Consider the following 14,458-nt stretch of genomic DNA (forward strand, 5'->3'; position numbering starts at 1 on the left):
GTCACTTGATTCCTGCTTCGGATTATTCGGCGGCGACCAATGACCGTCCAGAAGTTTTTGCTTGTCGTTGACGAAATCAGCACATGGTGTGGCAAGGTCGCGGCCTGGCTGATTATTTTGCTGATGGCCGTCGTCTGCGCCGAAGTGTTCAAGCGCTACATCATGAATATGCCGACGGCGTGGATCTTTGATCTCGATAACATGCTGTACGGAACCACGTTCATGCTGTGCGGCGCCTACACGCTGGCGCAGAACGCCCATGTCCGCGGCGACTTCCTCTACAGCTCGATGCGACCGCGCATGCAGGCGTGGCTGGACATCATCCTGTATGCGGTTTTTTTCATCCCCGGCATCACCGCCCTCATCTACGCGGGCTTCGACTACGCCGCCGACTCGTGGCGGATCGCAGAGCATTCGAATGTGACGGCAGACGGGCCGCCGGTCTATCACTTCAAATCCGTGATCCCGATCGCCGGCGCGCTGGTAATGCTGCAAGGCGTCGCCGAGATCGTGCGTTGCGTGGTCTGCCTGCGGACCGGCGAATGGCCCGGCCGGCTCAGGGACGTCGCCGAGATCGACGTCATCGAGCAGCAACTCGCCCACAGCGAATATGTCGATGAGGAGTCGCGCAAGATCGCCATCGAGCGGGCGCATGAAATCGACGAGAGTGCGCGCCAGCGCGGTATGGGCGGGGATCTGAATACATGAGTGATCCGGCACTCGGCCTCCTGATGCTCACGCTCATCGTGGTTGTGATCATGATGGGCTTCCCGACGGCGTTCACACTGATGGGCCTGGGCATAGTCTTCGGCTACATCGCGTTCTATGACCCGACGCATTCCTGGGCCGACAACCGCGTGTTCGATTTGATGGTCGAGCGCACCTACGGCGCCATGACCAACGACGTCCTGATCTCCATCCCGCTGTTCGTGCTGATGGGCTACGTGATGGAGCGCGGCGCGCTGGTCGACAGGATGTTCTACTCGATCCAGCTCGCGTTCCGCCGCGTGCCGGCCTCGCTTGCGGTCGCGACCCTGATCGTCTGCACGTTCTGGGGGATCGCGAGCGGCCTGGTCGGCGCGGTGGTGGTGCTGATGGGCGTCATCGCATTCAATCCCATGCTCAAGGCGGGATACGACGTGAAGCTCGCCTCCGGCGTCATCACGGCGGGCGGCACGCTCGGCATCCTGATTCCGCCGTCGGTCATGATCATCGTTTATGCGGCGGTCGCCGGCCAGTCGATCGTCAAGCTGTACGCGGCAGCGATGTTCCCCGGCTTCTTTCTGTCATTCCTGTATCTCATTTACATAGTCGCCTGGGCGATGATCAATCCGAAGATCGCCCCGCCATTGCCGGAGGACCAAACGAAGGTTCCGGTGCCGGCGTGGCTGTCGAGGTTCGAGGACATCTATCGTTCGCAAACGATCCTGATCTCGCTGATCAAAGGGTTGTTCTCTCCGTCGCGGGCAAGGCAGATCGACGCCGAAGGCCGTCGGGTCAGCTACTGGATGCTGCTCTCAAGTTTCGGTTACGCGCTGGTACCGTTTATGATCGTCGCCGGCACGATGGCCACCGTCTGGTGGTACGTCGTTATTCACCAGCAGGCGGCCATCGAACTTGCGGTAACCGGCGTGCAGCAATTGGGCACACCAGAGCTGGTTACCAACGAGGCCACGCCCGCTGAACTGGGGCCAGGACTCGAATTCTACCTCTGGTTCTGGGGCATCACGGCGGTTTGCGCGCTGTTGCAGGTCCGTTACTACTGGCGGTTCAACGCCGAGCGGCTCTCGGTTGTGAAACTTCTGACCTCGTCGACCATGCCGCTCGGCATTCTCACCATCGTCGTGCTCGCCGTAATCCTGTTCGGAATCTGCACCGCGACCGAGTCCGCCGCCGTGGGCGCCTTTGGCGCATTCTTGCTGGCGGTGCAAGCCCGCACGCTCGACTGGAAGCGTACCAAGGAAGCGGTGTTCCTAACCGCGAAAACCACCGCGATGGTGTGCTGGCTGTTCGTCGGCTCGGCGCTGTTCTCGGCGGTGTTCGCGATTCTCGGCGGGCAGGCGCTGCTTGAGCAATGGGTACTCTCGCTCAAGATGACATCTGTGCAGTTCATGCTCCTGTCGCAGGCGATCATCTTCGTGCTCGGCTGGCCGCTCGAATGGACGGAGATCATCATCATCTTCGTGCCGATCTTCCTGCCGATGTTGAAGCACTTCAACATCGACCCGATCCTGTGGGGGACGCTGGTGTTCGTAAACTTGCAGGCGGCGTTCCTGTCACCGCCGGTCGCGATGTCGGCGTTCTACCTCAAGGGCGTCTCACCAAAGCATGTCACGCTCAACCAGATCTTCGCCGGCATGATGCCCTACATGCTGATCGTTATCCTGTGCATGGTCATCATGTACTTCTGGCCCGGCATGACGCTGTGGCTGCCGAACTATCTGTACGGGAGTTGAGGCGCAGCGGGGAGCATCGGGCGCCTGTCACACGGAAATGGTGCCCAGGGAGGGAATCATACGCAACCACCGACACGAGGAACCGCTGTTTGTCCTTCGTATGGTGGCGTGAGCTTGGCACGGTGGCGGAGGTTCGCTGCATCGCAAAATCCACAATCGCGGGAGGCCCGCTTTGTTATTGGCTGGCAGCCTAGTTCTCTGGGAAGCATCCTTATGGCCTGCCGGCACCCGCCGCTTCTTCGAACCTCTGGCTAGGTTCAAATCCTGAACCCCTGACGAAGCCTGACTGCCGACGGCGTCGCCCGGCACCGCGCGCAAGGCTTCATCCGAACGATCGATCTAAAGACTGACGGCAAGTGGCGCGAGCTTATGACATTGCTCACGCCCCTTGCCGAGTGGGGCAACACCTGTTCGCCGAACAGGGCGCATGACATGGCCACCGCCTGAACCTCGGCGATGCGCCCGGCAAGACCGCCGTGCAGAGGCCCATCGCTGATCGGGATGCCTAGACCTGCGAGAGCGAGGTGGGAGCGGCCTCGACCGCAGCTACATCCGGGGAGCGCGACGGGTTGCCTGACGCGCGCGGACGGCCGACGAGACGATGCAGCGCGAGATAGCTCGCACCGGCCATACCCATGCCGGTGAGCCAGGACAGATCCACCCCACCGGTCGCCAGCGCCAGCGGCCCCTGCATGGCCGCGATCGTGCCCATCTGGAACGCCCAGGCCGCCACCAGCCCGACCGCAAAGGCGACGAGGCCCGCCCAATTGACGCCGCCATCACGATCCGGAGCCGCGTAGAGCGCCGCAACGTCGATCCGCCTGCGCCGGACCAGATAGAAATCCGTCAACGTGACGCCGGCCCACGGGCTGATCCAGACGATCAGGGCGACCATGAAGTTGTCGAAGGCATGCGCGAAGTCGCCAGATTGCATGAATCCATAGAGGATGGCGCAGGCGATCACGCCCGAGATCACCGAGATGATCCAGCGCGGCAAGCGCAGATCGAGCGTGAGGCTCGACAGCGCCGCCGAGTAGATCACGACGATGTTGGTCGCGATCGGTCCGTGCAGGAGCACGAGCAGCACCGGCAGCGCCATCACGCCGAAGGCGGCGATGATCAGTTTCGACGGATCGGATCCGGCGCCGGCCGACGCGATCGCAGCGCCCAGGAAGGCGAGCCAGACCGTGGGCAGGAACATGCCGAGGAAGGTCGCGCGGAACACCCTGCCGGCGCCGAGCGAGGGCCTGGTGAAGCGCGTGTAGTCCGAGGCATAGGTGAGCCACGAAATGCCCCAGCCGATGCCGATCGCGGTCATCAATTGCGTGGCCGCCGCGAAGGCCGCCATACCGCCGACGGTCGGGGACTGCCACTTGATATCGACGCGCAGGAACGCGAGCGCGGTCATGACGGCCATGATGAAGAGAATCACCGGCATGGTGTAGCGCTCGAAGACCTTGATGGCGTTGAAGCCCCAGGCCGCGATCCCAACCTGCAGCACCATGACCAGCACCGCGATCATGTATTTGAGCTCGGGACCGCCGCTGAACCCCATCCGTTCGAGCGCGGCCATGCAGAGGTCAAGCACGATCCAGGTGTTGATCGCGACCCATCCCATCGGCATCAGCACTTGCGCCAGCGCCGGCAGGTAGGCACCGCGGCGGCCGAACGCCAGACGGCCCAGCACCATTTGCGGCACGCCGGTGCGGTGCCCCATCAGGCAGAAGGCTGCAAACAGCGCCGCGCCGAACAGGTTGCCGATCACGACCACGGCAAGCGTTTGCAAAAGGCTCAGGCCGAGCTGGATGCCGAGCGCACCGAGCACCCAGTTGATCGGCGCGATGTTCGCTCCGGTCCAGATCCAGAACTGGTCGAACGGTGACGAGGTCCGGTGTACCACCGGCACCGGCTCAATTCCGTGCGCGTCGAAGCCGGTGTCATCGTACGCCGCATTTGGTGTCTGCTTGGCCAACATGTTTCTCCCCTGTCCGGCGCATCTGTTACGGCCGGGATGGGGCATCTCAGCAAGATCGGGCCGCGGACGTTAATGAGAATTGCTCAAGCGGGGTTGATCTGAAATTGAGAGTGAAGCGCGCAATGAGGTTTGCGACCATTCGATCGAGAAGAGCCGCGTTCCTCGCGCCGGATCCTCCGTGATGGTGTCACGGCGGTTCACTGTTGAGAATTTCTCAACCCACCTGACGAATTCATCAATCACGCCGGGCGCTGCCCTCGGCCATTGTGCGGCTGACGTAATGATACTCCATCAGCCGAGGTTCACCGATGACGACACTTCTGCATATCGACGCCAGCGCGCGCGGCGACCGTTCGGTCAGCCGGAAGCTCTCGAGGGCCTTTGTCGATCAATGGCTGGCGCACGAACCCGGCGCCACCATCATCTCCCGCGACATCGGTCGCGATCCCCCGCCCTTCATCACCGAAGCGTGGGTGGCCGCGGCCTTCACCGCGCCCGACGAACGCACGGCGGATCAACATGACGAACTCCGCCTTTCCGACCAGCTGATCGACGAGCTCGCGCGCGCCAACGTCATCGTCATCGGCGCGCCGATGCACAATTACGGCATGCCGTCGGCCCTGAAATCGTGGTTCGACAAGGTGATCCGCATCGGCAAGACGTTCTCATTCAACCTTGCCCGCGGCGATTATCCGCTCGAGCCGATCATGAGCGGCAAGACGCTGGTGGTGCTGAGCTCGCGGGGCGAGTTCGGCTTCGGGCCCGGCGGGGTGCGGGAGCACATGAACCATCTCGAAACCCACATCTTCACTTGCGCGCATTATCTCGGCGTGCAGGAGAGCCACCTAATCGCCGTCGACTATCAGGAGTTCAGTGACGAGCGCCACCGGCAGTCCATGGCCGACGCCTTTGCCGCGATCCCGGTCCTGGTCCGGCAGTGTCTCGGGGTTGACGGTCCTGCTAGGGTGGCGGCCGAATGATCAATCGCGACCTGCGCACGGCAAGAGGATAGTCCCATGATCCGCAATCCCATCCCCTGGCCGAACGGGGCGCGCTGCGCCTGTGCCGTTACGTTCGACGTCGACGCCGACAGCCTGATCCACATCGCCCGGCCGGACGACTCCTTCGACCGACTCTACCCGATCACGATGGGGCGCTACGGGCCGACGGTCGGCGTGCCGCGAATCCTGGAAACCTATCGCCGCCTCGGCCTCAAGCAGTCATTCTTCATGCCGGCCTGGACCATGCAGCGCTATCCCGACGCGGTGGAGGCGATCCTCAAGGACGGGCACGAGATCGGCCATCACGGCTATATTCACGAGGACCCGGCCACGATCTCCGCCGCCGAGCAGCGCGAGGCGTTCGAACGAGCCCTCGAGATCCATGTCGCGATGACCGGGCGCAAGCCGCGCGGCTATCGCGCGCCGGTCTACAATGCCAACCAGGCCACGATCGACCTGTTGATCGAGCACGGCTTCGCCTACGATTCGTCGCTGATGGCCGACGACATTCCGTATCTGATGCGCACGGCGCGCGGGTCGCTGTACGAGATGCCGCCGCACTGGGGATCGGACGATTGGCCTCCGTTCGCCCACTACGCGGAGATCGGCTACATGATGCCCATCAAATCGCCGAGCGAGGGCCTCGCCGCGTCGTTCGAGGAATTCGAGGCAGCGTATGAGGCCGGCGGATTCTGGATGGGGATCTGGCATCCGTTCCTCACCGGGAGACTTGCCCGCTGGCGCGTGGTGGAGCGCTGGCTCGAAAGGATCGTCGCGGAGCGCAAGGTGTGGTTTGCGTCGCTCGAGGCGATCGCCGCCCATATCGATGGCCTGGTCGCCTCCGGCAGCTATCAGATCCGCGTCGAGACGCTACCCTATTTCACGCAGCCCGTGTCATGAGCGGGACCGCGGCGGCGCGAAACGTCGCCGCCTCGCCGCGCAGCCAGTCGACGAACGCCGCGAGCGACTTGCGCCGCGCGGCGCCAGCGGCCTCCACCAGGCGGAAGGCGAAGCCGGGAAGCGCCGGCCCGTCGATCCGGCGCAGCTTTCCCTCGCGCAACTGATCGCCGACCAGCGCATCGCTGCACAACAGCGGCCCGAGGCCGCGTTCTGCGGCATGCAGCGCCAGCGGCTCCTCGCTGTACCAGGAGATGCGAAAATCCCGGCCGGTGTCGTGGGATATGCCCGCAAGCCACGTCGACCAGGCCGGCGAATCCAGCGTCACGTTCTTCCAGCGATAGGCCAATAGCGGCCGTGGCCGGAAATCATCTATGGCCAAACGCGCAGTGGACGGACAGATCGCGCTCGCCGCGACCGCGATGTAATTGTCAGTGAACAGCACGGACGCTTGCTCGGCGCGGTCGGCCTGTCCGTAACGCACCGCGAGGTCGATCCCCTTGCTGCCCGGCGTCACGACGTCCTCGGCGGCGTCGATGTGAACCACGACGGCGGGAAATGCCGCGTTGAAGCTTGCGAGCCGCGGCATCAGCCAGCGTTCGGCGAAGGCCCGCGTGGTCGACACTGTGATCGCGTCACCATCGGCCGGCGGACGGATCGCGGCGAAGGCGCTCGCCATCCGATCGAAACCGTCGCGCAGCAGGGGGAACACCGACTGCCCTTCCGCCGTCAGCACCACCGCGCGGCCGGAGCGCTCGAACAGTTTGCGCCCGAGCATCGCCTCGAGTTGCCGGACCTGGTGGCTGATCGCGGTCACCGTGACGCAGAGCTCGTTGGCGGCGGCGGTGAAGCTCTCGTGGCGCGCGGCGGCTTCGAACGCGCGGATGGCGTTGAGGGGCGGCAGCTTGCGCATGGTCATCCTCCGCGCGGGTTCAACGATCAGGCGATCACGAAATGGGCGTCGGTCGGCTTCATGTCGTTGACCGGCACCATGTCCTGCGGGCAGGCGGAGAACACGATGATGAGATCCATCTCGGCGCGCATCGTGACGTACTGGCCCGCCTCGCTGACCGGCGCCTGGAAGCTCAGTTCGCCACCATCCGTCACGGGCACGTTCATGAACAGGTTGAGCGGCGGCGGTGTCACCGCGGCCGACACGCCGACCGCCTCGAGCGCCGACGCCAAATTCTGCGTGCAGTTGTCGTGATGGCCCGCAGCACCAAGCTGGCGATAGCGATGGATGTCGCAGGCGGCGATCAGCGTGTCATGGATGCCGGGCGTCGTGTCGGCGACGAAAGTGAGGATCGCGCGGCGCCGGTTCGTCGTCAGCGTATCGCCGACCCTTGGAATGAGCCGCAGCATCGCGGCGCGACTGTGCTCCATCGACATGAATTCGCTGCTGTCGCTTGCATTGAACGCCCAGGTGTCGACCACCTGCTTGCCGTGGGTGTTGACGATGGTCACCGTCGTCCCGGCATCGAGGCGCGCCGCCACGCCGTGGCGGGCCGGAATCAGGCGGGCGCGGGTGAGATCGAGGGTCGCAGCGTTCACGTGAGGTCTCCTTCTGCCTTTTGGGCATTGGAGCACCTGCGCTCATGTAATTCTAATAATATTAATTGTGTCCATTATAGCAAAATCATATAGTCGGGTATGCGCCTGAGACAGCTCGAATGCTTTCGCGCCCTGATGCTTCACGGCACCATGACCAGGGCGGCCGAACTGCTCGGCATGTCGCAGCCCGGGATCAGCACGATGATCGCGGGCCTCGAGCACGAAACCGGCCTGACCTTGTTCCTGCGCCGCGGCGGGCGCCTCCAGCCGACCCCGGAAGCCAAACTGTTCTATGTCGAGGCGGCGCGTGCGCTCGAAGCCGTCGAGAATGCCGCGCGCGTGGCCACTGAGATCCGCTCCGGGCGGCGCGGACACCTTGCGATCGCCGCCTATCCAAGCATCTCGATCAACCTGTTGCCGCGCCTGCTCTCGCAGTTCGCAAGCAACCGGCCCGAGCTGCAGATGAAGATCATCACCCGGAATTCCGCGACGGTGCGGGAATTGATGTCGACGCAGCAGTTCGACCTCGCGGTCGCCGAACTGCCGCTGGATTATCCGACCTCGCATATGGAGGTGTTCTCATACGACTGCCTGTGCATGCTGCCGAAGGCGCATCCGCTGGCGAAGCTCAAGCAGATCACGCCGGACGATCTCGACGGCGTCCCGTTCGTCACGTTGTTTCGCGGCGATCCGGTCTACCAGCAGCTTGCGTCCGCCTTTTCCGAATACGGCGCGCGCTGGAATGTCGTTGCGGAGACGGAGTTCTTCTCGACCGCGTGCCAGCTGGTCGCAGAGGCTCGCGGTGTCGGCATCGTCGATCCGGTGGTGAGCCGTCCCTTTACCGAGGGCCTAGTCACCCGCCCGTTCAAGCCGAAGATCCAGTACCAGATCGCGATCCTGTCCCCCACGCATGAAACCCTCTCGCAGGTGGCGCAGGACTTCATCGGGCTGTTGCGGAGCGCACTGCAGGGATAGGACGGCGTCCGCGAACCATCCTTCGACGCCCGCGCGTCGATTTGAATCTTCCACAGCGAGAAACTCGACATGAAAAACCGCCGAAGGGGGAGCCGTCATGTCTGCCGGTCGAGAGATTCGGTTGCGGGGAGGCGCAGCACCCGACCTTTGCGAGATGGCGTCTAAAACGCGAACGGCGAGCCCTGCCCGCCAAGTATTCTTCATTGCGAAATCCGTCCTCCGACCCCACGCCCAGAAGCTACGACGATTACGAGAAGGCGACTTCGCTGAAGTCGATCGAAACCATCAGCATGTCCGTGATAGGCCGGCGATCGGGACCGCGTGTGTAGGCGCGCCGTTTGCTGGGGAGACGAATGCCGTCCGCCTCGATGTAGTCAGAGGTGAGTTGTGCGGCCGGAAAGCCTCCGGCGATGTTCACGCTGTAATCGTGACGGCGCAGCATCATGTCCTCGCCGAAAAAGAAATCCTGCACCATGCAGTGGGTTTCCATCCAGCCGGGGAAGTAGGCGCGCAGCACGCGCCAGTTCTCCGCTCCCTCGCGCCAGGCCTCGGTCTCTTCGACACGGACACCATCCATCGTCAGCAGGAACGGCGTCGTGAGGTAGGTCCACACGGCCTCGCCGTTGAAATACGCGCGGTGCAGCGGATCCCAGGGCGTGTGCATCTGGTGTCCGGCGAACGAATCCCTCGGTGCGTAACGCTCGGCGACCACCGTGCCATCGAGCTTCTCGATCGTGACCCGGTCCGGCGTGAACATCGTGCGTTGATCGGAAGCGCCGTACGGCGTGACGGACGAGCGCTCCTCGTGCAGCCACACGGTCATGCGCCGCGGGTTACGATCCTGCAGCACGCCCTTCAGCGGGAAGAAGCCGCCGCCGGTGACGATCGTCGCTTCGACCTTGTTGTATCGCCGCCAGCGTTCCAGGCCGCCATGCGCCTCGAGGACGTGGCCGAGCAGCTCGTTCATCGGTTCCTCATCCGTTACGTTTGCTTCAGCAGCGCGGGATCGGCCGGCATCTTGCGCAGCCGCTTGCCCGTCGCCGCAAAGATCGCGTTGCCGATCGCAGGCACGATCCCCGATGTCCCCGTTTCACCCATTCCACCGGGCGGCTCGGAGCTTTCCACGATATGGACCTCGATGGCCGGCGCCTCGTTGATGCGCAGCATCTGATACGTATCGAAGTTGGTCTGCTCGACACGGCCGTCCTTGAGCGTGATCTCGCCGTACAGCGCCGCGGTGGCGCCGAACATCGCTCCGCTCTGGATCTGCGCCCGCACCGTGTCGGGATTGACGACGGTGCCGCAATCCATTGCGCAAACGATGCGCCGGACACGGACCGCACCGTCCTTCGCAACCTCGACCTCGGCAATCTGCGCCAGGTAGCTGCCGAACACGAATTGCAGCGACACGCCGCGACCGCTTCCCTTGGGCAAGGGCTGCCCCCAGCCGGCCTTTGCCGCTGCAAGGTCCAGCACGGCCTTGGCGCGAGGCGACTTGGCGAGCAGCGACCGCCGATACTCGACCGGATCTTGTTTCGCGGCCGCGGCCAGTTCGTCGACGACGCTTTCGGTGACGAAGACGTTATGCGAGGGCCCGACGCTGCGCCAGAACGCCGTCGGAATGCCCGGCGGTTCGACCCGCACATATTCAACATGGAAGTTGGGGATGTCGTAGACGAGGTCGATGGCGCCTTCCGTCGTGTCGGGATCGAGGCCATTCTTGAATGCCGGAGGCAGCCATCGCGCGATCACCGAAGAGCCGGCAAAACGGTTGATCCAGGCGACCGGCTTGCCCGTCTTGTCAAGACCGACCGAGATTCGGTCGAACCAATATGGACGATACATGTCGTGCTGGATGTCTTCCTCACGGGTCCAGACGACCTTCACCGGCGCGTCGACCTGCTTTGCGATCTCGACCGCGCGGATGACGCCATCGACATCCAATCTGCGGCCGAACCCGCCGCCGAGCAGATGATTGTGCACCACCACCTTCTCGGGCGGCACGCCCAGGACCTTCGCCGCCACGGCTTGCGCGCGCCCAAGCGCCTGGCTGCCGACCCAGATTTCGCAGCCGTCCCGCCGGACATGGACCGTGCAGTTCATCGGCTCCATGGTTGCGTGCGCGAGGAACGGCAGCTGATATTTCGCTTCGACCTTGGTGGCGGCGCCCGCCATCGCCTTGTCGACATCGCCGACATTCTGCGCCACCGCGCCGGGCTTCGTCGTGGCGCTTTCGAGCTCGCGAGCGACGTCGGCGGTCACAAGCTTTGCATGCGGCCCGTCGTCCCATTCGATCGTGAGCGCGGCCAGGCCTTTCTTGGCGGCCCCCATATGGTCCGCCACGACAGCGACCGCGTCATCGAGCCGGACGATCTGGCGGACGCCGTTGACGGCCTTGGCCGCAGCATCATCGACGCGTTTCACCCGCCCACCAAACACGGGCGACTGCGCCAGGGTCGCGATCTTCACGCCGGGCGGCCGGGCGTCGATACCGTAGACCGCGGTGCCGTTGACCTTGGCGGGCGTGTCGAGCCGCTTCGCCGGCGTGCCGATCAGCTTGAAGTCCGCCGGCTTCTTCAGCGTCACGTTCTCGGGCACCGGCACCCGCGCCGCATCGGCGGCAAGCGCCCCGTAACCGAGGCTGCGTCCCGACGCCTGATGATGCACCTCGCCGTTTTCGGCCCGGCAGGAGGCGGGATCGACGTTCCAACGCTTGGCCGCCGCCGCGATGAGCATTGTCCTCGCGGTCGCGCCAGCCTTTCGCATCGGCTGCCAGGCGCCGCGCACCGCATTCGAGTTGCCGGTGGCCTGCACGCCGAGCAGCGGATTCATGTAGAGCTTGTCGTTCGGCGGGGCATGCTCCAGGCGCACTTGGTTCAGACCGACCTCGAGCTCCTCGGCGATCAGCATCGGGATCGAGGTGTAGGTACCCTGCCCCATCTCGACATAGGGCATGGTCAGGACGATTTGCCCGTCGCCGCCGATCCGGATGAAGGCATTCGGCTCGAAACTGTCGGAGCTCGCCGCCGCGCTCTCCGGGCTTGCGTATGGCAAGCTCATGCTGAGCAGCAGACCGCCGCCCGCCAGCGCGCTCGCGCGCAGAAAGTTACGCCGCGACAGGTCGGCTGCGGGGCGGTCGGACTCGATCGACTTGGGCATCATGATCAGCCTCCCGATTGCGCAGCTTGCTTGATGGCTTCGCGGATGCGGACATAAGTTCCGCAGCGGCAGATATTCTCCGACATCGCGTCATCGATATCGGCGTCCGTCGGCTGCGGCTTGCTCGCGAGCAAGGCAGAGGCCGACATGATCTGTCCGGACTGGCAGTAGCCGCATTGCGGGACTTCCCGATCGAGCCAGGCCTTCTGAATTTTCTGGCCCGCCGGCGTCTTGCCGATCGCCTCGATCGTCGTGATCTTCGAATCCCCCACACTGTCGACCGACGTGATGCAGGAGCGGACGGCAGAGCTGTCAACATGAACCGTGCAGGCGCCGCACAACGCCATGCCGCAGCCGAATTTCGTGCCGGTCATGCCGAGCACGTCGCGCAGCACCCATAGGAGCGGCGTGTCTCCGTCGACATCGACGGAATGGCGGTCTCCGTTGATCGTAAGCTGGAAAGCCATGGTGACCTCTTTCAGAAAGCTATGTTGATTCACTTGCGATGTGCCGCGCGGACCGCTCAGCGTTCCAATCGTTGAGCGCGATCGGCGGCATTTCAAAGCGGTCGCGCGTCTTGGTGTACCAGGCACCTTCCATGCGGCCGATCAGGTCCAGCTTGCTCGCATCGACATGTTGGCGGCCGGCGTCAATCACCGCCTCGTCGCTGACGTGAACCATCACGATCTTGCCGAGCACCAGCCCGAAGCTGCCGAGCGCGATCTCTTGCATGAACGAACACTCCATCGAAACCGGAGCCTGCGCAATGCGCGGAACGGCGACGCGTTCGGATGCAGCAAGGGACAGCCCCGCCTCGGCGGGCTCCTCGACGCCTCTTGGGAAGGCGATCGAGGTGACGCGCATCTCCTGCGCGAGCGAGAACGGTACCAGATTGACGACAAATTGTTCGGTCTCGCGAATGTTCGCGCGGGTGTCCTTGGGCTCGGCCGGTCCCTTGCTGCCGATGCCAACCCCGACCGTCGCGGGGTCGCTGCCGAACACGTTGAAGAAGGAGAACGGAGCGGCGTTGACCACGCCGCCTCGATCGCAGGTCGTTACCCAGGCGATCGGCCGCGGCAGCACCGTCGCGAGCAGCAGCCTGTAGCGCTCGGACGCGAGCATCGTCTCGAAATCGAACCGCACCCAATCACTCCCATGATGTTCGCGTTGATTACTCACTCATGGTAATCAATACTCCTCGGGTATAAACCTCCACTTGTTCCGCTCTGAAAGAACCAATAGTTTATAATCATGGACCGACTGACCAGCATGTCCGTATTCGTCAAGGTTGCCGATCTCGGCTCATTTGCTGCCGTGGCGAAGGAGCTGCGGCAGTCACCGACCATGATTGGCAAGCACATCCGCTTTCTCGAAGAGCGGCTGGGGTCGCAATTGATCAACCGGTCAACCCGTCGACAGAACCTCACCGAACTCGGCCGCAATTACCTCGACCACTGCAGGCACTTGCTGGAAGAGGCCGAAGCGGGAGATGCTCTGGTCGAAGAAGCCATGAGCGCACCGCGCGGCAAGCTCCGTGTGGCGACTTCGGTGGCCTTCGGATCGTACAGCCTCACACCTGCCGTCGTCCGCTTCATGAAGAAGTATCCCGACGTTTCGGTTGAGCTCGTTCTGAGCGACAGGATGGTTGACCTGCTCGAGGAAGGTCTCGATGCCGCCATCCGGGTCGGCACACTCGCCGATTCGACCATGATGTCGCGCACGCTCTCGCCTTACACCGGCGTAGTTTGCGCGGCACCGAGCTACCTCGCCGAACGCGGCACGCCGACGCATCCAAGGGATCTCGTTGATCACGAATGCCTGCGTTATCCGGGCTGGGCTGATGGTCAAAGGTGGACCTTCTTCGGGCCGGATGGCGAAGTCCAGGTCGACGTCAAAAGCCGACTGGCCATCAACAGCGCGTTCGGCATTCGCTATGCCGCACTCGCCGGCGCAGGCATCGTGCTGATGCGCGACGAGCTTCTTGCTGAGGATATCGCCGCGGGACGGCTGCAACTCCTGCTGTCGAACTACAAGACGCAGTCCCGCGCGCGACAAATTCTATGGCCAAAGAACCGCAAGATGACGCCGAAGCTTCGCGCCTTCATCGATTTCATCGCGGAGACCTACGGCTGAGGCGCACCGCCGTTGCCCATTGCGTTGCGGCTACCAGTTTTCTCCAAATGGCCGCAGCTCGACGTTGAATGACCACGCACTGCGATCCTGGTGAACGACGTGCCAGATACGCCCAAAGAAATCGGCGTGACCACATGGTCCGTGTACGTTGCTCAAATCTGTAAACGGATTGTTTTTGACAACTTAAGGATGTCTGCCCTTCTCGGACCTCACGCGATGTCCGACTTAAGTCCGGAATGCGCAGCAAAGCGGACTAGGACCAATCCACATTCAGGATTCCCATAGCTGAATGATGCTGAATCAATGCGTTC

Annotated in this window: 13 protein-coding genes; 6 read left to right on the forward strand and 7 right to left on the reverse strand. The window is 63.4% G+C overall.

The features are described 5' to 3' along the window. Window positions 1-39: 39 nt before the first annotated feature. Window positions 40-708, forward strand: coding sequence for a TRAP transporter small permease subunit (locus ACFFWD_RS17340; protein ID WP_376967206.1), 669 nt, complete (start codon window positions 40-42; stop codon window positions 706-708). Continuing rightward, complete coding sequence (locus tag ACFFWD_RS17345) at window positions 705-2,456, forward strand: TRAP transporter large permease (RefSeq protein ID WP_376967208.1); 1,752 nt, start codon at window positions 705-707, stop codon at window positions 2,454-2,456. The genes ACFFWD_RS17340 and ACFFWD_RS17345 overlap by 4 nt, the downstream gene beginning before the upstream one ends. A 505-nt stretch (window positions 2,457-2,961) precedes the next feature. On the opposite strand, the gene ACFFWD_RS17350 is transcribed toward ACFFWD_RS17345, so the two are convergent. Beyond that, window positions 2,962-4,431, reverse strand: a complete 1,470-nt coding sequence (locus ACFFWD_RS17350; protein ID WP_376967210.1) for a purine-cytosine permease family protein — start codon at window positions 4,429-4,431, stop codon at window positions 2,962-2,964. Between the two features lie 308 nt (window positions 4,432-4,739). On the opposite strand from ACFFWD_RS17350, the gene ACFFWD_RS17355 reads away from it, so the two are divergent. Together ACFFWD_RS17355 and ACFFWD_RS17360 are read left to right on the forward strand one after the other, a co-directional pair. Beyond that, window positions 4,740-5,411 carry an FMN-dependent NADH-azoreductase gene (locus ACFFWD_RS17355; protein WP_376967212.1) on the forward strand — a complete coding sequence of 224 codons (672 nt, stop codon included), beginning with the start codon at window positions 4,740-4,742 and terminating at the stop codon, window positions 5,409-5,411. 36 nt (window positions 5,412-5,447) lie between these two features. Beyond that, window positions 5,448-6,332, forward strand: a complete 885-nt coding sequence (locus ACFFWD_RS17360; protein ID WP_376967214.1) for a polysaccharide deacetylase family protein — start codon at window positions 5,448-5,450, stop codon at window positions 6,330-6,332. Here ACFFWD_RS17360 and ACFFWD_RS17365 read toward each other — a convergent pair. After that, the gene (locus tag ACFFWD_RS17365) at window positions 6,313-7,242 is read right to left on the reverse strand and encodes a LysR family transcriptional regulator (protein WP_376967216.1); all 930 of its coding nucleotides are present in this window, start codon (window positions 7,240-7,242) and stop codon (window positions 6,313-6,315) included. The two genes, ACFFWD_RS17360 and ACFFWD_RS17365, sit on opposite strands and share 20 nt — an antisense overlap. Before the next feature lie 26 nt (window positions 7,243-7,268). Next, the gene (locus ACFFWD_RS17370) at window positions 7,269-7,880 is read right to left on the reverse strand and encodes a DUF1989 domain-containing protein (protein ID WP_376967218.1); all 612 of its coding nucleotides are present in this window, start codon (window positions 7,878-7,880) and stop codon (window positions 7,269-7,271) included. A gap of 99 nt (window positions 7,881-7,979) precedes the next feature. Here ACFFWD_RS17370 and ACFFWD_RS17375 point away from each other — a divergent pair, with 99 nt between their 5' ends. After that, window positions 7,980-8,855 carry a LysR substrate-binding domain-containing protein gene (locus ACFFWD_RS17375; RefSeq protein WP_376967220.1) on the forward strand — a complete coding sequence of 292 codons (876 nt, stop codon included), beginning with the start codon at window positions 7,980-7,982 and terminating at the stop codon, window positions 8,853-8,855. Window positions 8,856-9,102: 247 nt separating this feature from the next. On the opposite strand, the gene ACFFWD_RS17380 is transcribed toward ACFFWD_RS17375, so the two are convergent. Genes ACFFWD_RS17380 through ACFFWD_RS17395 form a run of 4 tightly spaced genes read right to left on the reverse strand, consistent with a single transcriptional unit; the run spans window position 9,103 to window position 13,157 of the window. Then, window positions 9,103-9,822, reverse strand: a complete 720-nt coding sequence (locus ACFFWD_RS17380; RefSeq protein ID WP_376967222.1) for a hypothetical protein — start codon at window positions 9,820-9,822, stop codon at window positions 9,103-9,105. 14 nt (window positions 9,823-9,836) lie between these two features. Beyond that, window positions 9,837-12,014 carry a xanthine dehydrogenase family protein molybdopterin-binding subunit gene (locus tag ACFFWD_RS17385; protein ID WP_376967230.1) on the reverse strand — a complete coding sequence of 726 codons (2,178 nt, stop codon included), beginning with the start codon at window positions 12,012-12,014 and terminating at the stop codon, window positions 9,837-9,839. Between the two features lie 5 nt (window positions 12,015-12,019). Then, entirely contained in the window at window positions 12,020-12,481 is a 462-nt protein-coding gene (locus ACFFWD_RS17390; RefSeq protein WP_376967224.1) for a (2Fe-2S)-binding protein, read from the reverse strand. 19 nt (window positions 12,482-12,500) lie between these two features. Continuing rightward, window positions 12,501-13,157, reverse strand: a complete 657-nt coding sequence (locus tag ACFFWD_RS17395; RefSeq protein WP_376967226.1) for a flavin reductase family protein — start codon at window positions 13,155-13,157, stop codon at window positions 12,501-12,503. Between the two features lie 126 nt (window positions 13,158-13,283). Here ACFFWD_RS17395 and ACFFWD_RS17400 point away from each other — a divergent pair, with 126 nt between their 5' ends. Then, on the forward strand, window positions 13,284-14,147 hold the full coding sequence (locus ACFFWD_RS17400; RefSeq protein WP_376967228.1) for a LysR substrate-binding domain-containing protein: 864 nt from the start codon (window positions 13,284-13,286) through the stop codon (window positions 14,145-14,147). Window positions 14,148-14,458: the final 311 nt, after the last annotated feature.

Origin of the sequence: Bradyrhizobium erythrophlei, from assembly GCF_042430365.1 — a bacterium.
Classification (GTDB): Bacteria; Pseudomonadota; Alphaproteobacteria; order Rhizobiales; family Xanthobacteraceae; genus Bradyrhizobium; species Bradyrhizobium erythrophlei.